The organism is Flavobacterium sp. AJR, from assembly GCF_002156885.1.
Lineage (GTDB): Bacteria > Bacteroidota > Bacteroidia > Flavobacteriales > Flavobacteriaceae > Flavobacterium.
Genome location: NZ_NCWQ01000071.1, coordinates 22,564 through 48,444, shown reverse-complemented (window position 1 = coordinate 48,444; position 25,881 = coordinate 22,564). Strand labels below are relative to the sequence as shown.

The following is a 25,881-nucleotide window of genomic DNA, read 5'->3' as shown; positions in this document are numbered from 1 at the left end:
AACTATGGTAACAATTGTAGATTACAAATCTTTCGAAAAAGAGAATGGAGAAAACTTCTTTGGCTTAGTTGTTCAAGGTGGAGTTGAATCAGTAAAGAGTGGAAAAACTGGTAAAATGTATTTAACTGCAAAATCAGCAACAGTTCCAACAACATTTAATGAGTCTGTGTGTAAAAGCTTATTGGGCTCAACACTTGAAGGCTCAGTTAGAAAAATTGAATGTGATTCTTATGAATACACTATTAAAGATACAGGAGAAATAATTGAATTAAAACATAGATATGAATACGTTTCAGATGAAATGGAAATCATTCAAAAGAATGTTTTAGAAGTGGATGTAGTTCTATAAACATACAATCATCAAAGAAAATTATAAAGGATACTCATATTTGGGTATCCTTTTTTTTTGCTTTAAAGAATTATCTAAAGCATAACATTTTATAATTATAATCTATAACAAAATTATTATGAAATTACAAAAAGCACAAAGACATCAAGTTAAGCTAAGACTAGGTTTAAGTGGTGCATCTGGTTTTGGAAAAACCTACTCGGCATTATTACTTGCTTATGGTATAACACAAGATTGGACAAAAATTGCAATAATTGACACAGAGAATAAAAGTGCAAGTTTATATTCTCATTTAGGAGATTACAATATTCTAAATTTAGAAGCACCATTTAATCCTGAGCGTTTTATAAAAGCAATTGAAACTTGTGAATTATCACAAATAGAAGTAATAGTCATTGATAGTATTACTCATGAGTGGCAAGGCAAAGGAGGATGTTTAGAACTCCACGAACAATTAGGTGGGAAATTTCAAGATTGGGGAAAAATATCTCCAAGGCATCAAGCATTTATTGATAAAATTCTAAATTCAAATTGTCATGTTATTACAACTGTCAGAAGAAAAATTGATTACAGTATGGATTCTGATATGAATGGAAAAAGCAAAGTTGTAAAACATGGCACAAAGGAAATAACACGCGAAGGGTTTGAATATGAGTTAACTGTAAATTTTGAAGTTATCAATGAAAAGCATCTTACTAAAGTATCTAAAGACAGAACAGGTTTGTTTTCAGGAAAACCTGAATTTATAATAAACTCAGCAACAGGAAAACGACTAATTCAGTGGTGTAACCAAGGAATTTCTTTAGATAAAATTAAAGAAGAAATAATGAGCTGTGAAACTAGTGACTCATTAAAAATTATCTATAATCAGTATCCAAATTTTGCTACAGAAATTTATCCCTTGATTCTTTCTAGGAAAGAAATACTAGATAATTCAATTATTCAACTCATAAACGAAAATGTTATTATTAACCCTAAAAACTCTTAAAAATGAATTTAATATTAAACGATAATGTTGACCAAATCATTGAAGAATCAGAAATTATTATAAATTCTAAATCCAATTTTATTGAAGCAAATACAATTAAGGTTGAATTAGAACATTTAAAAAATGAATGTACAATACCAGTATTTTCAAAAGACAATGAATCAACAATCAGTCATTATGAGTTTATTCAAAGTACTTTAGAAGTTGTGCACGAAATCCTAAATTATAAAAACTTTTTAAAGCCTGAAATTAGGACATCTCACGTAATAAAAGGGAGAATCCCTAGCGCAATAGGTAAACCAGTAAAAGATTTGCTAGAACACGAGAAAACTATTTATTATGAACGAATGGCTTTTGTAATTGAAGTTCCAGAGATTAGTGAAAGTATAAATGGAAATAAAATCAATTTAGCTATAGGAGGTGTAAGAGCTTACAATCAAGAAAACTTGTTTAGCAAGAAGACAATAGAGAAATTCAAGATTTTCATAGGATTTCAAAATTCAGTCTGTACAAATCTTTGTATTTCTACAGATGGTTTAAAAGAAGATGTTAGAGTAAGTTCGATATATGAACTAAAATCTAAAATTTATGAATTGATAAACAGTTACAACAGACAAAGTCATTTAGTAAAACTAAAAAGCATGGCTGATTATAGTATAACCGAAAAACAATTTGCTCATTTGATTGGAAAGATGAAGATGTTTGGGCACCTGTCGAAACAGGAAAAACAAAATATCTTTCCTCTTAACATGAATGATAATCAAATCAGTATTATAGTTAAGAACTATTACGAAGATTCTAATTTCTCAAAAAATAATTATTCTCATATTAATTTGTGGATGCTCTATAATTTATTTACTGAGGCAAATAAGAGCTCTTACATTGACCAAAACCTATCTAGAAATGTAAACGCATACGAGTTTATAAATGAGCTGTCCTATTCGTTAAAAAACAACACTCCGAATTGGTTTTTACATTTAGATAAATAGCTAACAAGTTTAATTTCCTTAATTCTAAAAAGAATAATGACTAAAAAAGAATTAGCAGAAATATTAAAATACAGTTCTCCTAATGAGTTATGGGTTATTTCAGAATTACACTCATTAATTAAATTAGAGTGCCCTTTTGAAGTCATGGTATTAAACGACATAGGCTCATTAAAAAAATGGCAAATTGTCAATGTCATAGAAGTAAAAGTAACAGTAGAATTAAAAACTGTATTTATCGTTGAGACCAATGCTTATTACTATCACCACTTTGATATTCTTATATAAATAGCTAAAAGGCAGTTATGTTGTATTTTGTATAACCAAACTTTTGAGGTCGTTTTCTGCCCAACCAAAAAAGCCCTGAAAATGTAAATCTAGATCAAAATAGGTAACGTAGTTTTATTAAATTGCGGTACCTATTTATTTAATAATAACTTGTCAAAGTTGACGTCAACTTTTTTACTATGCTTTTACATACCCTATTAAGATTTCAAGATTTTACTTCAGAAATCAATTATGCAGCACTACAACACAAATTTGCATCATACGATGCAAAATATAATGGCATTTTAGAACCTAGATTTGACCATTCTATAGAAGGTGATTTTTCCATAAATTATAAATACAACGAGGATGGTTACGCAGAATTATCTTTTTTTGATGATTTTTTATATCCAAAAATCGATAATTTATCAAAATCAACAATAAATATAATCCAGCAAAAAATAAAAACAACTTTTCAATATGATAAAATAAAAATTGAACTTTTTATCAATGACACATTGAAAGAATGCTACGAGAAGGAATCAATTATTAAAAAAAATGAATTTTTAAATGAGGAAACAAGAAGTAGGTTGTCTTCTCAAATGGCGATTGTTCTAGAATTCCTAAATGATGATTATCTTAAACAATTTGAATTTAAAGATAAATTTCAATTTAAACTCATGGAACAGGATTTATTAGTCCTACTTGCTCTATTGCGAGACAAAAAGAAACTTGTTCACCACAATGAATCACAATTAGGTCATTTAATTGAACGTCATTTTGAGTGTTTTGATGAATCTACTCAATCGTACAAAACAATTCAAAAAGCTGGAAAAAAATTAAACAACTTTAAAAACAGTTATAAAACAATACAAAATTCAATAACTAGATTAAAAATTCTGCTTCAAAACGATTCTTTTTACGAAATGTAAATCACCTGTTTTTCATATTCATTTTGTAGGGGAAAAAAAACTTCCCCCTATAGTAGACTTATTATATTTCTTCCTTTGCACTGTCAAAATAAGTATCCGGAGCTTATGAAAACAGCAAGGAAAGTGTTTCTCCTTTAATTATGAAACGCAAAATTAATATTAATAAATATGGAAATGAAAAATGTCTTTTGGACAGAGAATGGGGCACCAAAAATCCTGCATGTAGGTTTACTAAAGTTCTTAGGTGACAATGGATATGTCAGGGTAATAATAGGAGAGAATAATTATGTTTTCGCAAAATTGGTTAATAACAGATTACGTCTTACTAATGATGCTCAAATGGCTAATGAGGTTAGAGACTACCTAATACAAAACAAAAAAGCAGAAGTACTAGAAGTATTTGTAAAGGGTGTGAGCAGTTATATTTCAACAAAAAAATTGGAAATGCTTCCAACGATTGAAAATATAAATGATAGAGATACAAGAACTAGTTCAATATTCTATTTTAAAAATTGCTTTTGTGAAGTAACCAAAGAAGGTATTGCAACCAAAACTTATGAGGATCTAAAAAATCCTATTTGGGAAAAAAGAGTTATACCTAAATCATTTTCACATTCCTCTGAAAAAGGTCAATTTGAAATATTTTGTGAAAATATTTCAGGAAGAGATAAAGAAAGGTTACTAGCTTTAAAAACCATTTTGGGATATTTAATGCATCGCAACAAAGAAGTAGGAGAACCTAAAGCAGTCATTCTTTACGATGAGAAAATGAGTCAAGGCAACCAAGCACATGGAGGTACAGGAAAGACAATGCTAGCAACTGCTCTACGAGCTTGTAGAGAAGTTGAAATTTTTGATGCTAAAGACATCAAAGAAGGTAGCTGGTTTAAAAACCAAAGAATCCAATTAACTACAGATGTTTTAGTATACGATGATTTAAAACGCAATTACAGTATTGAAAATTTCTTTCCAATGATTACGTCTGGACTAGAAGTCGAACGCAAACGAGAAAAAGCCTTTTTTATTGACTTCAACAACTCCCCGAAATTATTGATCACATCAAATTACTACGTTTCTGGTCCTGGCGGTTCTTCTGATCAAAGACGAAGACATGAATTTGAAATCAATAATCATTACAATCAAGATCATACACCCGAAACAGAATTTGGAAATCGATTTTTTGGTTCACAATGGGATGTCGATGAATGGAATAAATTTTACGGTTTTATGTTGGACTGTTGTCAATCTTACTTTCAACATGGGCTATTCAAAGTACCTCACATTAATTTATCTCAGAATAAATTCCTAGATGGACTAAATGAACAATTTGTAACTTATGCCGATGCATATATTCAAAATAACACTTTAATTGATAAAAGAAAATTTGAAAGTGATTTTAAAACTACCTATCCAGAAATGCAAGAGATAACTTCACATCAAATGGCCAAATGGCTTAAGATTTACGCAGATAAAAAAGGGACAATATACTCCATTACTTCAACAGGAGGGAATTATAAATTTACTATGACACCTAATAATACAAAAAATGGCATATAGTATAATTTATAAGGCAGAAAACCGCTTAACAGGGGAAGTTTACATTGGAGCTAGTACCAAGTCATTAGAAGAACGCAAACAAGACCACCTTCAAAAAGCTGAAAAAAAAGTTGGCTCATATTTTCAAGAAGCAATCGCAACATATAGCCCTGAAGCTTTTACTTGGGAACAGATTGATACTGCAAATAATAACAATGAATTAGCTCAAAAAGAAACTAAATATATTTTCAAATACAATTCAGTTAAAAACGGCTATAACTGTGATCGAGGTGGAGGTATTAAAAAAGAAGTATACCAATACAATTTAGAAGGTAAATTGATCAAAACTTTTGAAAGTTTGAAAATAATTAAAGATAATTTAGGATTAGGAAAACAAAGAATATCAAATGCTTGTATTAATTCAACTATGTATTCTGATAGCTTTTGGTCTTATGAATTGGTTGAAAACTTTTCTCCAAAAAAAGATCTTCGAAAAAAGTCAGTTAGTCAATTTTCATTAGATGAAAAATTTATTGAAAATTTCAAATCTGCATCAGAAGCATCGAGAATAACAGGAATATCCAAAACTTGTATTACCAGATGCTGTAGGGGAGAAAGAGAACAAACAGGTGGATTTCTTTGGAAGTACATCTAAAATTAAGGCAACTCGAAAGGGTTGCCTTTTTTATTATAACCCATACAGATTAATTTTAACAACTTTTTATGATTGAAAAAAAATAAGTTGTACATTTAAAAACCAATTTATCGAATAAAAGCATAAAGTAAACGACAAAGTGTATTGAATATTATAATTTACAATGCTTTTCTTTAATTATGTGGCATGCTTAAAAAAGTAACATGAAAGCTAACATTGTATTTATAGGAGGGATTCACGGAGTCGGTAAAAGTACCATCTGTCAGCAAATCTGCAATGAAGTAAAATTACAATACTTATCAGCAAGTGAGCTTATTAAATGGAAAGACATAAACACAGATTTTCAAAATAAAAAAGTGCGGAATATTCCCGAGACTCAAGACAGTTTAATTATCGGCTTGAATAATAGCATTCAGAAAGACAAATCTTATATACTTGATGGACATTACTGTTTATTTAATAGCGCTAACGAAATTGTAAATGTCCCACTCGATACGTTTAAATTAATCAACCCTATTTCTTTGAATATTATCTTGGGAGACATCATTGAAATCAAGAATAGACTTGAAAAACGGGACAACCGCCCTTATGACAAAGAACTCTTAAACAGAATGCAAGAAAACGAGTTAAATTATGCTAGATATTTGTCAAAAACTTTGGAGGTAACTTTAAACATCGGAACTCAAAATGACTTTTCTGAATTGCTAACTTCACTTCGTGTTTTGATGGGGCAAACCAAAAGTAAAATTTAATATATATTTAGAAGTTAAACAAAGAGGAATAAATTAATGGAAAACTCATTTTTTATATATACCGAAAAAGGGAACACTATTCAAATAGAGAGGTTTCATATTTGTACTTGGGAGTTTAATAACAATAGTTCTTTAGTAGAGTTCGGTTTTGAAATTTCCAAAGAATCAATAACAAATGACAATTTAACTATTTCTCTTTTTATCCCTTGGGTAGAAAAATCTTGTGAAATGAAAGACTTGTATGATAAACTAAGTATTGCCGATAATAGTCGGTTTATTTTTAACGATTCAATAAGTGCAACTAAATACTTAAAAAACAACACAAATAAATCAGGGGTTATCCATACGTTTAACGACAGGAATGAACTTTGTGTGTTACCAGCCGACATAAAGATTGATGAAGACAAAATTGTTACAGCTACTTTAAACATTAAAGCTTATAGAGAGTACAATCAAGAAACAAAGCCAAATCTTTATTTTAGATTTTGGGTTAAACCCTCTGTCCCCTTTATCTCTATGCGTAAAAAAGGTGTGAGTAAATCCACAATTATTTATGACATTAAAGTTAATGAACGAAGAAATATACCAGACAACAAAACAGAGTATTTTAACGACCATCAATTTTGTAAAATAAAGTATTGCTTTTCTTTTAATATATTGCCAAATAAGTATGACATCGTGTTCTTTGATAATACATCGCTTAAAAATGTAAGGACATTAGAATACGAATCTTTCAATAAGTATTTGGGCGATAAGCGAGTAAAAAAAGATGAACTCATAGTCGTATTCAATAAGAAACAAGATTCTGAGTCTTATTCATTCTTCTCAATATATTCAATGGAAAGAATTGGAACGGGACAGTTTGCATTAGCTATATTGATAAATATTTTCTGTGGTGTGCTATTATTCATCCCCGCATTTAGAAAAACTTTTGTTCCTGAAATTTCACTTTTAAAAGTTTGGACAGAATTGCCATCCGAAATTTTTATTGCCCTTGGTCTAGCAATTACTACTCTTATATATTTTATATTACCCTTAATTGTTTACAATATAAAAAAGACTTGGTCTTGGATATCTACTAATTTTGGTTCGAAAAAATGAAATGTATATTCTGTAAAAATGATAGTTCAAATTCTAAATCAGTAGAGCATATAATCCCTGAAAGTCTTGGGAATAAAAATCAGGTGCTTTCTAAAGGTGTAGTATGTGATTCTTGTAATAATTACTTTGGTAATAAAATTGAAAAAACCGTCTTAGAAATGCCATATTTTAAATCGTTAAGGGGGCGAATAATGATTGAAAACAAAAAAGGTAAAATACCAAGGATTCCAGGATTTACTAAAGATAAAGATAATATTGAAATTAGTTTTTCTCAAGAAAGAAGCAATACGATTGAGGTTATATATAAGGGCAAAAAAGCATTAGAAACCATAATAAAACACAATGAACTTTATATTCCACTAATCCCTGAGCCTCCTAAAAATGATTTACTTGTTTCAAAATTCGTCGGCAAAATTGCTCTTGAAGCGTTTGCAAAACGAGTGTCCTCTGCAGAAGATTGGCAAGAAGATTTTGTTGAGAATAGTGGTTTAGATATGCTTCGTGATTTCGTTAGATATGGAAAGGGTTATACGATATGGCCTTATCATATAAGAAGAATCTACGATGAACATCAAATTAAGTATGATAAAAAATCAAATAAAATTTTACAAAAATTAAATGAGTATGATTTTTTAATCCCTGATAATCCAACAACTCAAAACGAAATTCACACTTTTGACAATCTATATTTTGTGATGGCTATAATGGGCGTAGAATATACAATAAATTTGACCGATGCAGGATTAAATAGATATGTTACTTGGTTATCTGACAACGAAAATAAATCAATCCTACAGATGGAAAAATCTGAATTTCATTCAAACTTAAATTTATGAGAGCATTACTCGACACTAATATCATAATTCATCGTGAAGCTTCAAAGGTAATTAATCAAGATGTAGGCATTTTGTATCGTTGGTTAGATAGAATAAAATACACAAAATGTGTTCATTCATTATCTATAGCAGAAATTGAAAAATATAAAGACCGACAGACTGTTCTATCTTTTCAAATAAAATTAGATAGCTATGAACAAATAGAAATTCCTTCGCCTTTGCAAGCTGAAGTCAAACTTGTTTCTGATAAAACGGATGTTAATGTAAATGATATAAATGACACTCAATTATTAAATGAAGTCTTTGTTGGCAGAGTAGATGTTTTAATTACTGAAGACAAAAAGATTCACAGGAAAGCAACTAAATTAGGGATTGAAGACAAAGTATTTACAATAGATTCATTTCTTGAAAAAACGTTTGCAGAGCACCCCGATTTAGTAAATTACAAAGTTTTAAATGTCCAGAAATTAAAATTTGGCAGAATAAATCTTGATGATGATTTCTTTACCAGTTTAAAGGAAGACTATATTGGTTTTGATAAGTGGTTTATTAAAAAATTTGATGAAGAAGCTTATATAACAGTTAACTCAAACAATGGATTACTGTTGTCATTTTTATATTTGAAAGTAGAAAATAAAGAAGAATCATTTACTGATATCATTCCTTTATTTACTCCAAAAAAACGTCTTAAGGTAGGAACTTTTAAAGTCATTAATAACGGTTTTAGGCTTGGTGAACGATTTATAAAAATTATTTTTGACAATGCACTTAAAAACAAAGTAGATGAAATTTACGTCACTATTTTTGATAAAAGAGATGAACAAAAAAGATTGATTGAACTTCTAGAACAATGGGGATTTACATTGTGGGGAAAGAAGAATGATGAATTTGTCTACATTAGAGATTTTAGTAGAAAAACTGATGAAAAAAATTTAAAACTATGTTATCCATATATTTCTAGTAATAAAGATTGCTATATTGTTCCAATTTATCCCGATTATCATACGGAATTATTACCTGACTCAATTTTAAATACAGAATCACCAGAAGAATTTATCGAAGATTTCCCTCATCGTAACGGTATAAATAAAGTTTATGTATCTAGAGCTCTGACACCTCATCCTAACATCGGTGATATATTAGTGTTTTATCGGACTGGAGGTTATTTTAAAAGTGTTATTTCTACAATTGGCGTAGTACAAGAAATTAAATATGATTTTATAAACGTTGAAGAATTTATATTATACTGCAGAAAAAGTAGTGTTTTTCCTGAAGACCAACTTCGCGCAATGTGGTCTTATTCAGCAAGTAAACCTTTTGTTATAAAATTTTTATATGTTTATTCTTTTCCACATCGAATAAACATGAAAGAATTAATAGATTTGCAAGTACTAAATGGAATTAATGATGCTCCTAGAGGATTTAAAAAAATTTCAAAAAATCAATTAAATAACATTTTAAAAGCAACAAAAAGCGATGAGAGTTTTATTGTCGATTAAGCCAGAGTATGCTTTCAAAATATTTGATGGCACTAAAAAATTTGAATTTCGTAAAGTTATATTTAAAAATCCTAACGTAAAAACAGTTATTGTTTACGCATCATCTCCCGTTCAACAAGTTATAGGAGAATTTGAAATTGATGATATTTTTAGCTTCAATCCTAAAGCTATTTGGGAAATGACAAAAAAGCATTCTGGAATAACAGAAGATTTTTTTTATAAATATTTCGCTGACAGAGAAATTGCACACGCCATTAAAATTAAGAATACAATAAAATATAAAAATCCATTGTCAATTAAGGACGATTTTAATGTTGTTCCTCCTCAGTCATATGTTTATCTACAACGGGAATTAGAAGAAAGCACGACCGTATAACTGCATCTACATCAAATTGGCGATTGAGTGGTTCAAGAACCTTAGATATTCAAACAAAAAGAATACTAATCAAATAAGAGTATTTGCAAATTATTAAAATAATTGACCCTAAATTTAGTTTTTAAAATTTACTTCCTAATTTAGGAATAGAAAATCTAATCTTTATTAGTGGGTTAACAATAATAAGTTATGATTAAATAAAAAACAATGAATGTTTAATAAATTATAATAGACTTACATTACAATATTTATATAAAATCATTAAATAAAATTAATAAATAAAATTAATAAAAGGCATACAATTCGGATGCCTAAATAATAATAGCATGCTTAATACTATGAAAAACAATCGCATAGCGCGTCACTGGAGAGCCCAGGTGGGACCACAGTTTAAATAAGAAAAGCCTTTACAGTAAAGTAGAGGCTTTTTTTGTGGGTAAAAATTTTTAGGGTTCAAAAAACAACAGGAAATTTATGTAATCCTCGTATTATGTTACTGGGGCGCCATTTAAGAACTTTGGCTTCTTTATCGAATCTTAAATTTGGTAACCGGTTTAAAATAGTATTTATGGCTATTTCGCATTCTAGGCGAGCTAAGGCCGCTCCCATACAGAAATGTATTCCATGACCAAAAGCAAGATGCTTGTTGTTCTCTCGGGTTATATCAAAGCGAAGTGAATCGTTGAACATGGCTTCGTCTTGGTTTGCAGATGAGAATAATGCCAATGCTCCTTCTCCTTTTTTAATTGTAATTCCTTTGATAGTGATGTCTTCTGCGGCCAATCGCATTGTTGAAGCAAAAAGGGGGCTATTATATCGTAGCATCTCTTCGATGGCAGAATGAATTAGTTTTGGATTGTTTTTTAAAAGCTCCAACTGGTCAGGGTGAGATAATAAAGCATGCATTCCGTTGCTAATAAGGTTAAGTGTGGTTTCATGGCCAGCGATGATAAGTAGTAGGATAGAGGCGTAAAGTTCGTCTTCGGTCATGTGGTCTTCGGCTTCTTCCAGTTTTAAAAAAGCGCTGATAAGGTCGTTACCAGGTTTTTTTCTGCGTAAATCTAGTATGTTTTTCATGTAGTCGATAAAAGCTTCAGAACTTTCATTGAGAGATTGTTTGTTTTTATCAGTTATATGAGACTCAATCAAAACATCTGACCAGCGTCTAAGTTTTTCTTGGTCTTCAATCGGGATACCTAATAATTCGATAATTACTGTAAAAGGAAGTGGGTAAGCAAAATCATCAAGGAAATCCATTTTTTTGTTGTCGTAGATTTTATCTATTAGCTCATCGGTTATCTGTTGAATTCGAGGACGCATCTCGGCAACTATTTTTGGGGTAAAAGCTTTTTGTGTAAAACCTCTCAGTCGTGTATGTTGAGGTGGATCGCTGGAAAGCATGTGCCATCTTCTTAGTATATATGCGGCTGTTGTTCGTTTGGCTTTTTCTTTTGAGGATTCGTTGTTAAGTGTTTGCGAGTTGTTTAGAGATTTGACAAATCTGGGGTCGCGTAGCATGTTGGTTACGTCATCGTATTTGGAAATTAGCCATATGGGGAATTCGTCCCCCAATGTAATTTGCTGAATTGGAGCAATGTTTCTTAGTTTCTGAAACGTCAATTCAGGATTTGCAATAAATGATTCGTCGTAAAAATCAAGTGGGACGTGTGATTTCGTAGCATAAGGACATGTGCTTCGGGTTTTGGTAAAGTCAATCTTGTTGTTGATAACGGGATTTTTCATAGTAGGTATTTTTAAAGGAGTTGTGTTTGGGTGAAACTCATTATAAAAATAAGGAAAAATCGTTCAATTTGTAATTAAAGTATTGATTTTTAGTAAATTAATTATTTTTGTACTTCAGAAGTAAATAAGAATTTGATAATGAGGAGCGGTTTTTGGGTTTTAGCTTATGTCTTGGTAATGTTTTTTGTGTAGGATTTTTAGTTTGTTAAATGCTGAATTGTGTGGATGTGATAAGAAATAAAATAGCTTATAATCAGGTTGTTGGGTGTTTTTGTTGATGATAATTGTTGTGTTTTTTAGAATTTGTTTAAGCTTTTTTTATTAAGGTATTGCAGCTTTCTATTAAATTTATACATTTGTCCAGCAATTTTGTTTTGAGTTTTTTCATTACAAGATTTAATAAAAAAAAACGGATTTCCTTTATTTATTGTGTTGAACTCAGGTAGCTAATATTTTTATATGAAAATTATTTCAAGTAAGTTTTTAATGGTTTTTTTCTTCATGTTTAATGTTGTTACTGTTTTGGCAGGTTCGATTCCGCCGGGGCCTCCGCAAAAAGGGCCAACAGGACCAATAGGGCCGCCTACACCTATCGATGAAAATTTGGTATTGTTGCTTGTAGGAGCATTATCGTTCGGGATATATAGTATATATAGACATAAATCAAAACAAAAAACTCCAGCATAGCTGGAGTTTTTTGTTTATTAATGCTTTTGTTTTTTTAGTTGTTTTTGTATAATCTCGATACATATTTTCCGATTACATCAAACTCTAGATTTATTTTAGTTCCAACTTTAAAATCTTTGAAATTAGTATTTTCAAAAGTATAAGGGATTATCGATACGCTAAATTGGTTTTTCTTAGAGTTTACAACGGTTAAGCTAACTCCGTTTACGGTAATTGACCCTTTTTCGATTGTAATATTGTTTAGATTTTCGTCGTATTCGAAAGTGTAGTTCCAGCTACCGTTGGCTTCTTCTATTGCAATACAGTTTCCTGTTTGATCTACGTGGCCTTGTACAATGTGTCCGTCAAGACGGTCATTTAGTTTCATGCCTCTTTCTAGATTGATAATATCACCAGTTTTCCAATCTCCAATATTTGTCTTTTGTATTGTTTCGGCGATGGCTGTAACGGTGTAAAGTGAGTCCTGTGTATTTACAACAGTTAAGCAAATACCATTATGGGATACGCTTTGGTCTATTTTAAGTTCGTTTGTGATTGTAGAATCTACAGTTATATGAAGATTGTCTCTGTCTTTTCTTATTTCGGTTACTTTGCCAAGGGTTTCTATGATTCCTGTAAACATTTCTTATTTTATTTTACTAAATTTGCACATCAAAATTAGTAATAAATAACCTGAGGTCATGATAAAAAATGCAGAAAATATAATCGTTGGAATTTCAATAGGAGATTTAAACGGTATTGGAAGCGAAGTTGTTCTTAAAACATTCGAAGATTCTCGGATGCTTGAGCTGTGCACACCAGTTATTTTTGCAAATGTGAAAATTCTTTCTTTTATCAAAAAGAATTTTACTTCATCGGTAATGTTGCATGGAATTGATAAATTAGATCAGATTTTACCAGGAAAAATTAATGTTTTTAATCTTTGGAGAGAAGGGATTGATGTTAATCTGGGGGCTAATGATGATAAAGTAGGGGAGTACGCGATAAAGTCTTTTGTTGCAGCTACTAAAGCTTTAAAAGAAGGAATTGTAGATGTTTTGGTAACTGCACCTATCAATAAGTATAATATTCAATCGGAAACGTTTAAATTTCCTGGGCATACAGATTATTTAGATCAGGAGTTAGAGGGTAATGCCTTGATGATGATGGTTCAGGATAATCTAAGAGTTGGTTTGTTAACAGATCATATTCCGTTAAGTGAGGTTGCATCGCATCTTACAGAAGAATTAATAGAGCGTAAAATTCAAACGATTAAACAATCATTGATTCAGGATTTTAGTATCAATAAACCGAAAATTGCAGTTTTAGGAGTTAATCCGCATTGTGGAGATGGTGGTGTAATTGGTAAAGAAGATGATGCGATTTTAAAGCCGACATTAAAGAAAATATTTGATAAAGGGACATTGGTTTTTGGACCTTTTCCTGCAGATGGTTTTTTTGGAAGTGGTCAATATGAAAAATATGATGCAATTGTAGCTACATATCATGATCAGGGATTGATTCCTTTTAAAACATTAGCATTTGGTAAAGGAGTTAATTATACAGCTGGTTTAAACAAGGTGAGAACCTCGCCGGATCACGGTACAGCTTATGATATTGCAGGGAAAGACGTTGCAGATTACAATTCATTTAAAGAGGCTGTTTATTTGGCAATAGACATATTTCGCTCTCGTAATCAATATGAGGAGATTAGCAAAAAACCTCTTAAAATAAAAGAAAAACAGTTATAAACAAAAAAAGGTGAATAAGATTATTAGTTTTACAATAATTTTATATCTTTGCACCCCGATTCAGACTTCTGTGGTTCAGAATATGAATTAGGAAAAATGATGTTGAAATGAGCAAGACAAAAGAATATTTAATTCCTTTCGTAGGATTAAAGTTAGGGAAACACCATTTTGAGTATCAAATAAATAATGTGTTCTTTGAGAACTTTGATTATGAAGAATTTCAAAATTCTGATATCAAGGTAAATGTAGTTTTAGAGAAGAAAAGCAACATGTTAGAGTTGGGTTTCAAACACAAGGGTACGGTAAATGTACCATGTGACTTAACAAGCGAAGATTTTGATTTACCATTAAAGGGTAGTATGAAGTTGATAGTGCGTTTTGGAGAAGCTTTTAATAATGACAATGAAGAATTGCTTATTCTGCCTTATGGTGAATTTGAAATAGATATAGCACAATATATCTATGAAATGATTGCACTTTCGGTTCCTCTAAAAAGAATTCATCCAGGAATTAAAGACGGAAGTTTAAAAACTGAAGCTTTGGATAAGCTGAATGAGTTAACTATAAAAGAACAAAAAGTAGAGAGTACAAAAGAAGAAGATATTGACCCTCGTTGGGACAAATTAAAGAAACTATTAACGGATAAATAATATAGTAAAATGGCACATCCTAAGAGAAAAATCTCGAAAACAAGAAGAGATAAGAGAAGAACACATTATAAAGCTACTGTAGCTCAAATCGCTACATGTCCTATTACTGGAGAAGCACATTTATACCACAGAGCTTACTGGCATGAAGGGAAAATGTACTACAGAGGGCAAGTTGTTATAGATAAATCTGTAGCTGTTGCTTAATACATTTTTGTAAATGATATTAGAACTCTCACTATGTGAGAGTTTTTTTTGTTAGTAATAATTTTCTTTATTTAAGAAAATTAAGACATTACGTTTAGAATTTTTTTTGTAATTTTCAAGTCTTTTAAAAATTTTTCAAATACCAGTATTTGGAAGGAAATAATTGAATATAATGAATACAATCACAGCCGCAATAACCGCTGTTGGAGCTTATGTTCCAGACTTTGTACTTTCAAACAAAGTCTTAGAAACTATGGTAGATACCAACGATGAATGGATTACTACCCGCACCGGAATAAAAGAAAGAAGAATTCTTAAAGATACTGATAAAGGAACCTCATTCCTTGCCATAAAAGCAGCACAAGATTTAATAGCCAAAGCTAATATTGATCCTCTGGAGATTGATATGATAATAATGGCAACCGCTACAGCAGATATGCCAGTAGCTTCTACAGGAGTTTATGTTGCTACAGAAATAGGCGCAACAAATGCATTCGCATACGATTTACAAGCAGCTTGTTCTAGTTTCCTTTACGGAATGTCTACAGCTGCAGCATACATTCAATCAGGAAGATATAAAAAAGTATTACTAATAGGAGCAGATAAAATGTCTTCGATAGTAGATTATACAGACAGATCAACTTGTATTATTTTTGGAGATGGAGCAGGAGCAGTATTATTTGAACCAAATTACGAAGGTTTAGGCTTGCAAGACGAATACTTGCGTAGTGATGGAGTAGGCCGTGATTTCTTAAAAATACCAGCAGGAGGATCTTTAATCCCAACTACTTTAGAAACAGTTCAAAATAATAGACATAATATTATTCAAGATGGGAAAACAGTATTTAAATACGCTGTTACCAATATGGCTGATTCAAGCGAATTGATTCTTAAGAGAAATAACTTAACAAATCAAGACGTAAATTGGTTAGTTCCACATCAGGCAAATAAGCGTATTATAGATGCTACTGCACACAGAATGAATTTAGAAGACTCAAAAGTATTAATGAACATCGAAAGATACGGAAATACAACTTCGGCTACATTACCATTGGTACTTAGCGATTTTGAGCATTTATTCAAAAAAGGAGATAACATTATTTTTGCCGCTTTTGGAGGTGGATTCACTTGGGGATCTATTTACCTAAAATGGGCTTACGATAAAAAATAAATTTAAACTAAAAACGAATATTATGGATTTAAAAGAAATTCAAAACCTAATCAAATTTGTAGCAAATTCGGGAGTTGCTGAAGTAAAGTTGGAGATGGACGATGTTAAAATCACCATTAGAACAACTTTAGAGGGTAATGTAACAGAAACCACGTATGTTCAACAATTGCCTACTCAAGCAACGTTACCACAAGCTGTAGTACCACAGGCTATTCCAGTAGTAACAAATACAGAAGCTCCAGCAGCAGCTGAAAATTCTAAATTTATCACTATAAAATCTCCAATTATTGGAACTTTTTATAGAAAACCTTCACCAGACAAACCAGCTTTCGCAGAGGTAGGTTCAACAATTGCAAAAGGAGATGTTCTTTGCGTTATTGAAGCAATGAAATTATTCAATGAAATTGAATCTGAAGTTTCTGGTAAAATTGTTAAGATTTTAGTAGACGATATGTCTCCAGTTGAGTTTGATCAACCATTGTTTTTAGTAGATCCATCATAAAAATTTAGATTTTAGATTTTGGGTTTTAGAAATTTTCTATAATCTAATGATCAAACTATCTAATTATCTAATTATCTAATTTTAAAAAGATGTTTAAAAAAATATTAATTGCGAATAGAGGGGAAATTGCACTTCGTGTAATTCGTACATGTAAGGAAATGGGGATTAAAACTGTTGCAGTTTATTCTACAGCCGATGCTGAAAGTTTGCATGTTAAATTTGCAGATGAAGCGGTTTGTATAGGTCCACCTCCGAGTAACTTATCGTATTTGAAAATGTCAAATATTATTGCTGCTGCCGAAATTACTAATGCAGATGCAATACATCCGGGATACGGATTTCTTTCTGAGAATTCAAAGTTTTCTAAAATATGTCAGGAACATGGTATCAAATTTATTGGTGCTGCTCCTGAAATGATTGACAGAATGGGGGATAAAGCTTCTGCTAAAGCTACAATGAAAGAAGCAGGAGTTCCTTGTGTACCAGGTTCAGATGGTTTATTAGAATCATTCGAACAAACACAAAAATTAGCTGAAGAATTTGGTTATCCAGTAATGCTTAAAGCTACTGCCGGTGGTGGTGGAAAAGGTATGAGAGCTGTTTGGAAAGCTGAAGAACTTCAAAAAGCTTGGGATAGTGCTCGTCAAGAATCACTAGCTGCTTTTGGTAATGACGGAATGTACCTTGAAAAATTAATCGAGGAACCACGTCATATCGAAATTCAGATTGTTGGTGATGCTTACGGTAAAGCATGTCACCTTTCTGAAAGAGATTGTTCTGTACAACGTCGTCACCAAAAATTAACTGAAGAAACTCCTTCGCCATTCATGACAGATGAATTGCGTGAAAAAATGGGTGAAGCTGCTGTAAAAGCTGCTGAATTTATTAAGTATGAAGGAGCTGGAACAGTAGAATTCTTGGTAGATAAACACAGAAATTTCTATTTCATGGAGATGAATACGCGTATTCAGGTTGAGCACCCGATTACAGAACAAGTTATTGATTATGACTTGATCCGTGAGCAAATTATGGTGGCAGCTGGAATTCCAATCTCTGGAAAAAATTACTTGCCACAATTACACGCTATAGAATGTCGTATTAATGCTGAAGATCCTTATAATGATTTTCGCCCTTCACCAGGAAAAATTACTACGCTTCATATGCCAGGAGGTCACGGTGTACGTTTAGATACTCACGTGTACTCAGGATATAGCATTCCGCCAAACTATGATTCTATGATTGCTAAATTAATTACTACTGCACAATCTCGGGAAGAAGCAATTAGCAAGATGAGAAGAGCTTTGGATGAATTTGTAATCGAAGGAGTAAAAACTACAATTCCTTTCCATAGACAATTAATGGATGACCCACGTTATATCGCAGGAGATTATACAACTGCTTTTATGGATACATTTAAAATGAAAGATCCAGAATAAAACATTACTATATTATTCTAAAAGCCTCACAGCAATGTGAGGCTTTTTTTGTTTCTGCTCTTTTCTAATGAATCTGTGTATACTTTTTACACACTTTTTATCCAGTTTACACACTTTGTAACTGGGTAGAATATAATGTGTTTTATTTAAATACCTGATAATTAGTTAATTGACTTGTTTTGTGGTTCGTTGAATTTTGCGGCATAATAATTTCTTTATCTGAAGTGTAAAAACAATACAAATAATTTAAAATCTATTATTATGAAAAAGTTAATCTTATCAGCCGCAATCGTATTAGGAAGTTTATCTTCATTTGCAACAACTTTACCAACTTCAGTTATAGATGTTAAAACTACATCAGTTCAAGAAGAATACACAGAAGTAAAAATCGAAGAATTACCAGCAGCTATTACTGCAGCCTTGAAAAAAGCATATCCAGATGCAGTACTTAATAAAGCATATGTAAATGCAAACAAAGAGTACAAACTAGATGTTACTGTAGGAGACAAAGTAGGAAATCTGTTTGCTGATGCTACAGGAAATTGGATTAAAAAATAATTTAATCTAGAAACTATAAACCCAAAATAGAATAAAAACATTAAAAATATATCATTATGAAAAAGTTAATCTTATCAGCCGCAATCGTATTAGGAAGTTTATCTTCATTTGCAACAACTTTACCAACTTCAGTTTTAGATGTTAAAACTACATCAGTTCAAGAAGAATACACAGAAGTAAAAATCGAAGAATTGCCAGCGGCTATTACTGCAGCTTTGAAAAAAGCATATCCAGATGCAGTACTTACTAAAGCATATGTAAATGCAAACAAAGAATACAAACTAGATGTTACTGTAGGTGATAAAGTAGGAAATCTTTTTGCAGACGCTACTGGAAACTGGATTAAAAAATAATCTAACTTAGTGGTTTAAAATAAATTAAAAACATTAAAATCTATTATTATGAAAAAGTTAATCTTATCAGCAGCAATCGTATTAGGTGGTTTGTCAGTTAATGCTGCAACTGTAGCGAGTACAGAACCAACAGTAAAAGTAATTAGTATTCAAGACGAATACACAGAAATTGGAGCAGATGCACTTCCTGCAGAGGTAAAAGCTACCCTGGAAAAATCTTTTCCAGGAGCAAAACTTGAAAAAGCATACAAAAATGAGAAAAATGTGTATAAACTAGAAATCGCTCATGGTGATAAAAAGTATACTATTTTCTCTGATGCATCAGGAAATTTGATTAAGAAGTAATTATAAGCCAAATAAATTAAAACATATATCATTATGAAAAAGTTAATCTTATCCGCAGCAGTTGTTTTTGGGAGTTTGTCAATTTACGCAGCAACTATAACAACTACAGAGCCAGTTGCTAAAGTTGTAACAGTGCAAGATGGTTACACAGAAGTTAGCGTAGATGTAGTACCGGTACCGGTAAAAACAGCTTTACAAAAGGCTTATCCGGATGCGAAACTTGATAAGGCATATGTGAATGAAAAGAAAGAATATAAATTAGAAATTTCAGTTGGTGACCAAAAGGCTACTGTCTATTCAGATGTCAATGGCAATTGGATAAAAATATAATTTAGGTAGATTAGTTTAGGTTTTTTTAAAAAGAGATTGCATCTGCAATCTCTTTTTTTTTGCAAAATTTTATGAGAATACAATTATTTTAGTCTTATTTTAGCATGAAAAGCCCAAACACTAATGCCAAAGATTTTATTAATAGAAGATGATATTTCGTTTTGTAAATTGTTAGATAAATTCCTGACAAAAAAGTTATACACGGTTGTGACTGCTTTTTCTGCAGCCGAAGCACGAAATATAATTAAAGAAGAATCTTTTGACCTTATTATTACCGATTTAAGACTTCCAGATTCAGATGGAATTGGGTTAATGTCTGAATTTAAAAAAATGTATCCCGAAATTCCAGTTATTTTAATGACAGGATATTCAGATGTAAATACTGCTGTAAAAGCAATAAAAAATGGAGCTTCAGATTATATTTCGAAACCATTTAATCCAGAAGAAGTTTTACTTGTAATTGCAAATGCTTTACAAACTTCACCTCAAGTTCCAGAAAAAGAACAAAAAGCTAAAGTTCAAAAAAAATCTAGTGAATTTGAATTTGTAAAAGGAATTTCTAAAGCTTCTAAAAAATTAGCAGAACATATCGAGTTGGTAAGTCCAACTAATATGTCGGTTTTAATTATTGGCGAAAGCGGTACCGGAAAAGAAATAATTGCCAAGAGTATTCATGAACAGAGCCCTAGGAAAGGCAATAACTTTATTGCGGTAGATTGTGGTGCAATACCAAAAGAATTGGCTGCAAGTGAGTTTTTTGGGCATTTAAAAGGTTCTTTTACAGGAGCAGTAACTGATAAAATAGGTTATTTTGAAGCGGCAAATGGAGGAACAATATTTCTGGACGAAATAGGGAATCTTTCGTATGAAAATCAAATTCAACTTTTAAGAGCCTTACAAGAACGAAAGATAAAACCTGTAGGTAGTAATAAAGAAATCGATGTTGATATACGTATTGTAACTGCGACCAACGAAGATTTGCGAGAAGCTGTAAAAAAGGGAGATTTCCGTGAAGATTTATACCACCGAATTAATGAGTTCTCTATACATTCACCTTCATTGATTGATAGAGAAGAAGATTTAATGCTTTTTGCAGATTTCTTTCTTGAAAAAGCAAATGATCAATTGAACAAAAACATTATTGGTTTTTCGGATGAAGTAATTACTATTTTTCAGAAATATAGGTGGCCAGGAAACTTAAGAGAACTTCAAAATTGTGTAAAGAGAGCAACGCTTTTATCACAAGGAGATTTTATAGAAAGTACTGTATTGCCAGTTGAATTTTTTCAGGTTCAGAAACAAGTTCCAAATGATTTCTCATTATCTGAAAATGAAAAAGAGGCTATTATTCATGCTTTAGCAAAAGCGAAAAACAATAAATCTGAAGCTGCAAAAATGCTTAAGATTACCCGAAAAACATTATACAATAAGCTAAAACAATACGATATAGATTAGGCTATTTCTTTTTCCAAAATTAAAAGCAGCGAACTAATCTTCGTTTTTAATGTATTGTAAATTGTTTCTAAATCGGTATCAGGGTATTTCTTTTGCTCTAGATTATCTAAAATTTTGCTGATTTCCGAAGCTTGAATTTGTTTAAACATTGGAGCAATTCTATGTGCAATAGCACTTATTTCCATGCTATCTTTCTCAGTAATACTTTTTTCTAAAATGACTAAGTTGTCTTTTGTTGTTTTTATGAAAGTTTTAATTACCTCTCGCAGTGCTTCTTTATCATTGGTTAAAAATGATTTTAAAGAGTCAAGAGAGAATCCTTTTTCTAAATTAGCATTATTGCTTTCATCATCTTCCTGATTGATTTCGGTTGAATCATCAAAGAGTGAAAGTATTGTTTGTAGTAATACTTTAGGCGAGTATGGTTTTTTTACAACAGTTGTAAATCCTGCATCAGTATAAACTTTCAGATCTAAATCGTCTCTTCCTGTTAAAGCAATTATAGGTTGGTTTTTATATTGAGAATTGTTGGTTTCTTTCAGCTTTTCTAAAAACTGAAATCCATCAATTTCTGGCATTTGAATATCGGTTAAAATAAAATCAAAAGCAGTGTTCTCAATCGTTTTTAGCGCTTCATTGGCATTGCCAAAAGCCAGAACCGTGTATTTATGCTGTTTTAAAACCTCAGAAGTTAAACCTAATAAATTACTATCATCATCTATTACAATTGCGGTTTTGGCCGTGATAATAGGTGTGATGTGAGGCTCTTTATTTGTTTCTTCTAGTTCTATTTCTGTGTTAGTGTCGAATACTAAAGGAAGTTGAATTTCAAAAGTACTTCCTTTTCCAAAAACGCTTTTTAGATGTAAATCACCACCCAAAAGAGTTGCTATTTTTTTAGATATAGCAAGTCCCAGACCAGTACCACCATATTTTTTTTCAATGCCTTCATTTGCCTGAGCAAATTCTTCAAACACAAGATTTTGGTTTTTTTTCTCAATCCCGATACCTGAATCTTCTATTTTAATAAAAACAAATTCTCCATTATGATTAATTGTAGCATCGATTTTTATAAATCCTTCTTCGGTAAATTTATAAGCATTCCCGATGATATTGCTTAAGATTTGTTTTAATCGAAACGAATCTCCAATTACTCTTTGGTTTAATCTCTCATCGGTTTTAATTATAAGTTCTATATCTTTTTGCTTGTAAACAGATTGGATGTTTTTAGCAACATCAGTTATAATTTCAGGAAGTGAGAAAGGTTTTTTCTCAATTGCAATTTTCCCAGCTTCGATTTGAGAAAAATCTAGCAAATCCTGTACTAATTGCGAAATGTACTCAGATGAATTTTTGATATTTTTAATAAAATACGATTGCTTCGTGTTTAAGTCAGAATTGCCCAAAAGCTCAGTATAACCTACAATTGTACTCAAAGGGGTTTTTAAATCGTGACTTACCGTAGAGATAAGTTGCTCACGACTTTTTAGGAGGTTTTTGGTCTTAAAATTGGCAATTTCTAATTGCTTCTTATACAGCTGTGTTTTAGAATAATCACTGGCGATAAGTATAGAGAAAAAGACTGTAAGCAATAAACCAACAACGGCTGCTCCAGTTACAATTTGATTAATTTTTTTTAATGATTTTTCTTTATCCGTATTGTATTTTATCGAGTTAATTATGATTTCTCGTTCAATAATTCGCAATACTTTTCGGAGTTGTTCGGATATTAAAATCTCATTTTTAAGTAGTTTATTCTCCTGATAATTTAGAGATTCTTTTTTCTTTTCAGTTTCTCTTTTTACAGAACTTAATAATTTTTTGGATGTAGATAAAATCGAATCAGATGCTTTTTTACTTAACGTATTTGTACTGTCATCTGGGATATTTTGGTTGAGATAATCAACATATTTTTGCAGTACATTACGCTGATAACTCCCCAGTTGTCCTGGGTTTTTGGTAAAATCCTCAAGTTGTAATTTACGTAATGAAAATTCTAGTTTTGTTAATTCGTCAATGGCATTGTTTACCGTAACTTCATCATTAGCCTTGCTTTTGATGGTTTTTAATTGACGAATATTTTTGGTCTTTTCAGCCAATAAATAATTTACGCTATCTAGTAGAACAATTTGTGATTGCGTAGTAACAATTTTTTTTAAAGAATCAATTCGAATTCGTAAAGAATCCGATTCTCTAATGTAATGTTCAAAGTCTGATTCCGAATTAGACTGAATTGTCTTTCGGGCAAGACTTTCGGTTTTATATACATTCGAAAAAAGCTGACTAACCTTTAAAATTTTAGTCTTTTCAAAAGCAATTTTGCTTTCTATTTTCGAATAAATAACATTTTCTGAATATAAAACCCACCCCACACTAATTACAAGCGAAGCTAATGCGATGTAACTTATAAAAACTTTAAGCGGAATGTAACTCTTCTTACTTTCCATATTGTATGGTTGAAATAATTAGTATGGGATGTGTTTTTAAATTTTAATTATAGGGTCTCGTTTAGCCATTTAAAGAATTCACTTTGCCAAACTTGAGCATTTTGAGGTTTTAAAACCCAGTGATTTTCTTCAGGGAAATACAATAATCTACTTTTTATACCGCGCAATTGAGCAGCTTGAAATGCTTCTTGAGATTGTCCAATTGGTACACGGAAATCTTTTCCACCCTGAATAATCAAGATTGGTTGGTTCCATTTATCAACATGGTTAATTGGGTTAAAAGTAGTGTATGTTTTTTGAGCAATTGCGTTGTCTTTTTCCCAGTATGCACCACCAAAATCCCAGTTGTTAAAGAAAACTTCTTCAGTAGTTCCAAACATACTTTGCGTGTTGAAAACACCATCATGAGCGATAAAAGTTTTGAAACGGTTGTTGTGGATTCCTGCTAGATAGAAAACAGAATAACCACCATAACTTGCACCTACGCAACCTAAACGAGTTTTGTCTACATAGTTTTCTTTGGCAACATCATCAATAGCCGATAAGTAATCGTCCATAACCTGTCCGCCCCAATCTTTACTAATTTGTTCGTTCCATTCTACACCATGACCTGGCATTCCGCGGCGGTTAGGAGCAACAACAACATAACCTTTGGCAGCCATTAATGAAAAATTCCAACGGAAAGAATATGATTGTGTTAAAGCAGATTGAGGTCCGCCTTGGCAATATAAAAGAGTTGGGTATTTTTTTGATGCATCAAAATTTGGAGGTAAGATTACCCAAACCAACATTTTTTTACCATCAGTTGTAGTAACATAGCGTCTTTCAGTTTTGCTTAAAGTTAAAGTACTGTAAGTAGCTGTATTTACATTTGATAATTGTTCCCAAGTGTTTTTCTTTAAATTGAAAGAAAAAATCTCGTTTGCATGATTCATATCCGATCTTGTTACAATGATATTATCACCTACAAAACCAACGATATCATTTACATCATAATTACCATTTGTAATTTGAAGTACTTTTATAGCAATTTTAGTTAATCCAGGAAAGTTTACTTCAAATAATTGTTTTGTACCATCTATTGGAGCTGTAAAAAATACTTTTTTACCGTCTTTGCTCCACGTAAAGCTATCAACAGTTCCGTCCCAATTAGCGGTTAGGTTCATTTTCATACCTTTAAAATCAACAATAATGTCGTTTTTATCAGCCTCATAACCATCACGCTTCATTTGTAACCAAGTTAGGTTTCCGGTTGGCGAAAATTGTGGTGCCATATCGTAACCTAAATTTCCTTCGGTTCTATTTGTTGTTTTACCAGTTTCAAGATTGTACTCGTAAATATCAGTATTGGTAGAAATAGCATATTGAGTTCCTGCTTTTTTCTTGCTTACATACAAGATACTTTTACCATCAGGCGACCAGATATAATCTTCGTCTCCACCAAAAGGTTTTTGCGGACTATCAAAAGTTTCTCCTTTTAAAATATCAATTCCAACAGCTCCATCTTTGTTTTCTTTGTAAAAAACATGATTAAATTTACCTTCATTCCAAGTATCCCAATGACGGTAATCCAGACCATTGTATATTTGAGCATCAGATTTATCCAGATTAGGGTAAAAATCTTTCCCTAAAACTTTATCGATTTTCACTTCTTCATTATACACTAAAAATTTCCCGTCTGGCGAAATGTTTTTATCTGCCAAAATGGTTTTTGTGTCCGAAATTTCGGTTGCATTTCCACCATTTACAGGTAAAGTATAATATTTAGATGTCGAATTATTTTCGGCAATAGATGGTGTTGTAACCTTGTAAACAACGTTTTTTCCATCTTTTGAAAGTCCAAGTGCTGTAACTCTTCCTAATTTCCACAATAATTCTGGTGACATTACATTCTGTGCCATGGTGCTTAAACTCATCATTACTAAGGTTGTAAATAGTACTTTTTTCATAAATTTAATCTAAAAATTTTAAGGTTTTAAAAGTACAAAATTAA

Annotated in this window: 28 protein-coding genes; 24 read left to right on the top strand and 4 right to left on the bottom strand. The window is 31.4% G+C overall.

Going from position 1 to position 25,881, the window contains the following annotated elements; all coding sequences use genetic code 11:
- Positions 1-4: 4 nt before the first annotated feature.
- The 12 genes from B8T70_RS17735 to B8T70_RS17680 all read left to right on the top strand — a co-directional run bounded on the left by B8T70_RS17735 (position 5) and on the right by B8T70_RS17680 (position 10,277).
- Positions 5-349 (top strand): hypothetical protein, encoded by a 345-nt coding sequence (locus B8T70_RS17735; protein ID WP_086895695.1) that lies wholly within the window; start codon positions 5-7, stop codon positions 347-349.
- 118 nt (positions 350-467) lie between these two features.
- A complete protein-coding gene (locus B8T70_RS17730; RefSeq protein WP_086895694.1) occupies positions 468-1,337 on the top strand; it encodes an AAA family ATPase in 870 nt (289 codons plus the stop codon).
- Between the two features lie 2 nt (positions 1,338-1,339).
- Positions 1,340-2,326, top strand: a complete 987-nt coding sequence (locus B8T70_RS17725) for a DUF3871 family protein (protein WP_086895693.1) — start codon at positions 1,340-1,342, stop codon at positions 2,324-2,326.
- 36 nt (positions 2,327-2,362) lie between these two features.
- Positions 2,363-2,611: a hypothetical protein gene (locus B8T70_RS17720; protein ID WP_086895692.1), complete on the top strand. Its 249-nt coding sequence runs from the start codon at positions 2,363-2,365 to the stop codon at positions 2,609-2,611.
- 179 nt (positions 2,612-2,790) lie between these two features.
- Entirely contained in the window at positions 2,791-3,522 is a 732-nt protein-coding gene (locus tag B8T70_RS17715) for a hypothetical protein (RefSeq protein WP_086895691.1), read from the top strand.
- A gap of 168 nt (positions 3,523-3,690) precedes the next feature.
- Positions 3,691-5,079 (top strand): primase-helicase family protein, encoded by a 1,389-nt coding sequence (locus B8T70_RS17710; protein WP_086895690.1) that lies wholly within the window; start codon positions 3,691-3,693, stop codon positions 5,077-5,079.
- Entirely contained in the window at positions 5,069-5,713 is a 645-nt protein-coding gene (locus B8T70_RS17705) for an NUMOD1 domain-containing DNA-binding protein (protein WP_086895689.1), read from the top strand. The genes B8T70_RS17710 and B8T70_RS17705 overlap by 11 nt, the downstream gene beginning before the upstream one ends.
- A gap of 203 nt (positions 5,714-5,916) precedes the next feature.
- A complete protein-coding gene (locus B8T70_RS17700; protein WP_086895688.1) occupies positions 5,917-6,465 on the top strand; it encodes an ATP-binding protein in 549 nt (182 codons plus the stop codon).
- A gap of 36 nt (positions 6,466-6,501) precedes the next feature.
- Complete coding sequence (locus tag B8T70_RS17695) at positions 6,502-7,566, top strand: hypothetical protein (protein WP_086895687.1); 1,065 nt, start codon at positions 6,502-6,504, stop codon at positions 7,564-7,566.
- A complete protein-coding gene (locus B8T70_RS17690; RefSeq protein WP_086895686.1) occupies positions 7,563-8,402 on the top strand; it encodes an HNH endonuclease in 840 nt (279 codons plus the stop codon). Before B8T70_RS17695 ends, B8T70_RS17690 begins: the two co-directional genes overlap by 4 nt.
- Entirely contained in the window at positions 8,399-9,901 is a 1,503-nt protein-coding gene (locus tag B8T70_RS17685; RefSeq protein WP_086895685.1) for a PIN domain-containing protein, read from the top strand. The genes B8T70_RS17690 and B8T70_RS17685 overlap by 4 nt, the downstream gene beginning before the upstream one ends.
- On the top strand, positions 9,879-10,277 hold the full coding sequence (locus B8T70_RS17680; RefSeq protein ID WP_086895684.1) for an ASCH domain-containing protein: 399 nt from the start codon (positions 9,879-9,881) through the stop codon (positions 10,275-10,277). Before B8T70_RS17685 ends, B8T70_RS17680 begins: the two co-directional genes overlap by 23 nt.
- Before the next feature lie 453 nt (positions 10,278-10,730).
- On the opposite strand, the gene B8T70_RS17675 is transcribed toward B8T70_RS17680, so the two are convergent.
- A complete protein-coding gene (locus tag B8T70_RS17675; protein WP_086895683.1) occupies positions 10,731-12,020 on the bottom strand; it encodes a cytochrome P450 in 1,290 nt (429 codons plus the stop codon).
- 459 nt (positions 12,021-12,479) lie between these two features.
- Here B8T70_RS17675 and B8T70_RS17670 point away from each other — a divergent pair, with 459 nt between their 5' ends.
- Entirely contained in the window at positions 12,480-12,707 is a 228-nt protein-coding gene (locus tag B8T70_RS17670; RefSeq protein ID WP_086895682.1) for a hypothetical protein, read from the top strand.
- A gap of 34 nt (positions 12,708-12,741) precedes the next feature.
- Here the strand turns inward: B8T70_RS17670 and B8T70_RS17665 are convergent, their stop codons facing one another.
- Positions 12,742-13,329: a riboflavin synthase gene (locus B8T70_RS17665; RefSeq protein WP_039113099.1), complete on the bottom strand. Its 588-nt coding sequence runs from the start codon at positions 13,327-13,329 to the stop codon at positions 12,742-12,744.
- 58 nt (positions 13,330-13,387) lie between these two features.
- On the opposite strand from B8T70_RS17665, the gene pdxA reads away from it, so the two are divergent.
- The 11 genes from pdxA to B8T70_RS17610 all read left to right on the top strand — a co-directional run bounded on the left by pdxA (position 13,388) and on the right by B8T70_RS17610 (position 21,441).
- Complete coding sequence (pdxA, locus tag B8T70_RS17660) at positions 13,388-14,437, top strand: 4-hydroxythreonine-4-phosphate dehydrogenase PdxA (protein WP_086895681.1); 1,050 nt, start codon at positions 13,388-13,390, stop codon at positions 14,435-14,437.
- A gap of 107 nt (positions 14,438-14,544) precedes the next feature.
- Entirely contained in the window at positions 14,545-15,087 is a 543-nt protein-coding gene (locus tag B8T70_RS17655) for a DUF177 domain-containing protein (RefSeq protein WP_039120573.1), read from the top strand.
- A 9-nt stretch (positions 15,088-15,096) separates the two neighbouring features.
- The gene (rpmF, locus tag B8T70_RS17650; protein ID WP_007137315.1) at positions 15,097-15,291 is read left to right on the top strand and encodes a 50S ribosomal protein L32; all 195 of its coding nucleotides are present in this window, start codon (positions 15,097-15,099) and stop codon (positions 15,289-15,291) included.
- A gap of 172 nt (positions 15,292-15,463) precedes the next feature.
- Positions 15,464-16,462 carry a beta-ketoacyl-ACP synthase III gene (locus tag B8T70_RS17645; protein ID WP_039113096.1) on the top strand — a complete coding sequence of 333 codons (999 nt, stop codon included), beginning with the start codon at positions 15,464-15,466 and terminating at the stop codon, positions 16,460-16,462.
- A 22-nt stretch (positions 16,463-16,484) separates the two neighbouring features.
- The gene (gene accB / locus B8T70_RS17640; protein ID WP_035617503.1) at positions 16,485-16,964 is read left to right on the top strand and encodes an acetyl-CoA carboxylase biotin carboxyl carrier protein; all 480 of its coding nucleotides are present in this window, start codon (positions 16,485-16,487) and stop codon (positions 16,962-16,964) included.
- 89 nt (positions 16,965-17,053) lie between these two features.
- A complete protein-coding gene (gene accC, locus B8T70_RS17635) occupies positions 17,054-18,400 on the top strand; it encodes an acetyl-CoA carboxylase biotin carboxylase subunit (protein ID WP_039113095.1) in 1,347 nt (448 codons plus the stop codon).
- A 261-nt stretch (positions 18,401-18,661) separates the two neighbouring features.
- Positions 18,662-18,958 carry a hypothetical protein gene (locus tag B8T70_RS17630; protein WP_086895680.1) on the top strand — a complete coding sequence of 99 codons (297 nt, stop codon included), beginning with the start codon at positions 18,662-18,664 and terminating at the stop codon, positions 18,956-18,958.
- Between the two features lie 56 nt (positions 18,959-19,014).
- Positions 19,015-19,311, top strand: coding sequence for a hypothetical protein (locus B8T70_RS17625; protein ID WP_086895679.1), 297 nt, complete (start codon positions 19,015-19,017; stop codon positions 19,309-19,311).
- Positions 19,312-19,359: 48 nt separating this feature from the next.
- On the top strand, positions 19,360-19,656 hold the full coding sequence (locus B8T70_RS17620; protein WP_039115474.1) for a hypothetical protein: 297 nt from the start codon (positions 19,360-19,362) through the stop codon (positions 19,654-19,656).
- A 33-nt stretch (positions 19,657-19,689) separates the two neighbouring features.
- Positions 19,690-19,986, top strand: coding sequence for a hypothetical protein (locus tag B8T70_RS17615; protein ID WP_039115472.1), 297 nt, complete (start codon positions 19,690-19,692; stop codon positions 19,984-19,986).
- A gap of 123 nt (positions 19,987-20,109) precedes the next feature.
- Positions 20,110-21,441 (top strand): sigma-54 dependent transcriptional regulator, encoded by a 1,332-nt coding sequence (locus B8T70_RS17610; RefSeq protein WP_086895678.1) that lies wholly within the window; start codon positions 20,110-20,112, stop codon positions 21,439-21,441.
- On the opposite strand, the gene B8T70_RS17605 is transcribed toward B8T70_RS17610, so the two are convergent.
- Entirely contained in the window at positions 21,438-23,888 is a 2,451-nt protein-coding gene (locus B8T70_RS17605; protein WP_086895677.1) for an ATP-binding protein, read from the bottom strand. The two genes, B8T70_RS17610 and B8T70_RS17605, sit on opposite strands and share 4 nt — an antisense overlap.
- 47 nt (positions 23,889-23,935) lie before the next feature.
- The gene (locus B8T70_RS17600; protein WP_086895676.1) at positions 23,936-25,837 is read right to left on the bottom strand and encodes a S9 family peptidase; all 1,902 of its coding nucleotides are present in this window, start codon (positions 25,835-25,837) and stop codon (positions 23,936-23,938) included.
- Positions 25,838-25,881: the final 44 nt, after the last annotated feature.

Bases quoted from the DNA above. Each gene is read 5' to 3' on its own strand.
- B8T70_RS17670 (WP_086895682.1), top strand. From the start codon at position 12,480: ATGAAAATTATTTCAAGTAAGTTTTTAATGGTTTTTTTCTTCATGTTT.
- B8T70_RS17710 (WP_086895690.1), top strand. From the start codon at position 3,691: ATGGAAATGAAAAATGTCTTTTGGACAGAGAATGGGGCACCAAAAATC.
- B8T70_RS17705 (WP_086895689.1), top strand. From the start codon at position 5,069: ATGGCATATAGTATAATTTATAAGGCAGAAAACCGCTTAACAGGGGAA.
- B8T70_RS17620 (WP_039115474.1), top strand. From the start codon at position 19,360: ATGAAAAAGTTAATCTTATCAGCAGCAATCGTATTAGGTGGTTTGTCA.
- B8T70_RS17730 (WP_086895694.1), top strand. From the start codon at position 468: ATGAAATTACAAAAAGCACAAAGACATCAAGTTAAGCTAAGACTAGGT.
- accB (WP_035617503.1), top strand. From the start codon at position 16,485: ATGGATTTAAAAGAAATTCAAAACCTAATCAAATTTGTAGCAAATTCG.
- rpmF (WP_007137315.1), top strand. From the start codon at position 15,097: ATGGCACATCCTAAGAGAAAAATCTCGAAAACAAGAAGAGATAAGAGA.
- B8T70_RS17615 (WP_039115472.1), top strand. From the start codon at position 19,690: ATGAAAAAGTTAATCTTATCCGCAGCAGTTGTTTTTGGGAGTTTGTCA.
- B8T70_RS17680 (WP_086895684.1), top strand. From the start codon at position 9,879: ATGAGAGTTTTATTGTCGATTAAGCCAGAGTATGCTTTCAAAATATTT.
- B8T70_RS17600 (WP_086895676.1), bottom strand. From the start codon at position 25,837: ATGAAAAAAGTACTATTTACAACCTTAGTAATGATGAGTTTAAGCACC.
- B8T70_RS17675 (WP_086895683.1), bottom strand. From the start codon at position 12,020: ATGAAAAATCCCGTTATCAACAACAAGATTGACTTTACCAAAACCCGA.
- B8T70_RS17625 (WP_086895679.1), top strand. From the start codon at position 19,015: ATGAAAAAGTTAATCTTATCAGCCGCAATCGTATTAGGAAGTTTATCT.
- accC (WP_039113095.1), top strand. From the start codon at position 17,054: ATGTTTAAAAAAATATTAATTGCGAATAGAGGGGAAATTGCACTTCGT.
- B8T70_RS17685 (WP_086895685.1), top strand. From the start codon at position 8,399: ATGAGAGCATTACTCGACACTAATATCATAATTCATCGTGAAGCTTCA.
- B8T70_RS17645 (WP_039113096.1), top strand. From the start codon at position 15,464: ATGAATACAATCACAGCCGCAATAACCGCTGTTGGAGCTTATGTTCCA.
- B8T70_RS17695 (WP_086895687.1), top strand. From the start codon at position 6,502: ATGGAAAACTCATTTTTTATATATACCGAAAAAGGGAACACTATTCAA.
- B8T70_RS17655 (WP_039120573.1), top strand. From the start codon at position 14,545: ATGAGCAAGACAAAAGAATATTTAATTCCTTTCGTAGGATTAAAGTTA.
- B8T70_RS17690 (WP_086895686.1), top strand. From the start codon at position 7,563: ATGAAATGTATATTCTGTAAAAATGATAGTTCAAATTCTAAATCAGTA.
- B8T70_RS17610 (WP_086895678.1), top strand. From the start codon at position 20,110: ATGCCAAAGATTTTATTAATAGAAGATGATATTTCGTTTTGTAAATTG.
- B8T70_RS17665 (WP_039113099.1), bottom strand. From the start codon at position 13,329: ATGTTTACAGGAATCATAGAAACCCTTGGCAAAGTAACCGAAATAAGA.
- B8T70_RS17605 (WP_086895677.1), bottom strand. From the start codon at position 23,888: ATGGAAAGTAAGAAGAGTTACATTCCGCTTAAAGTTTTTATAAGTTAC.
- B8T70_RS17735 (WP_086895695.1), top strand. From the start codon at position 5: ATGGTAACAATTGTAGATTACAAATCTTTCGAAAAAGAGAATGGAGAA.
- B8T70_RS17720 (WP_086895692.1), top strand. From the start codon at position 2,363: ATGACTAAAAAAGAATTAGCAGAAATATTAAAATACAGTTCTCCTAAT.
- B8T70_RS17700 (WP_086895688.1), top strand. From the start codon at position 5,917: ATGAAAGCTAACATTGTATTTATAGGAGGGATTCACGGAGTCGGTAAA.
- B8T70_RS17630 (WP_086895680.1), top strand. From the start codon at position 18,662: ATGAAAAAGTTAATCTTATCAGCCGCAATCGTATTAGGAAGTTTATCT.
- pdxA (WP_086895681.1), top strand. From the start codon at position 13,388: ATGATAAAAAATGCAGAAAATATAATCGTTGGAATTTCAATAGGAGAT.
- B8T70_RS17715 (WP_086895691.1), top strand. From the start codon at position 2,791: ATGCTTTTACATACCCTATTAAGATTTCAAGATTTTACTTCAGAAATC.
- B8T70_RS17725 (WP_086895693.1), top strand. From the start codon at position 1,340: ATGAATTTAATATTAAACGATAATGTTGACCAAATCATTGAAGAATCA.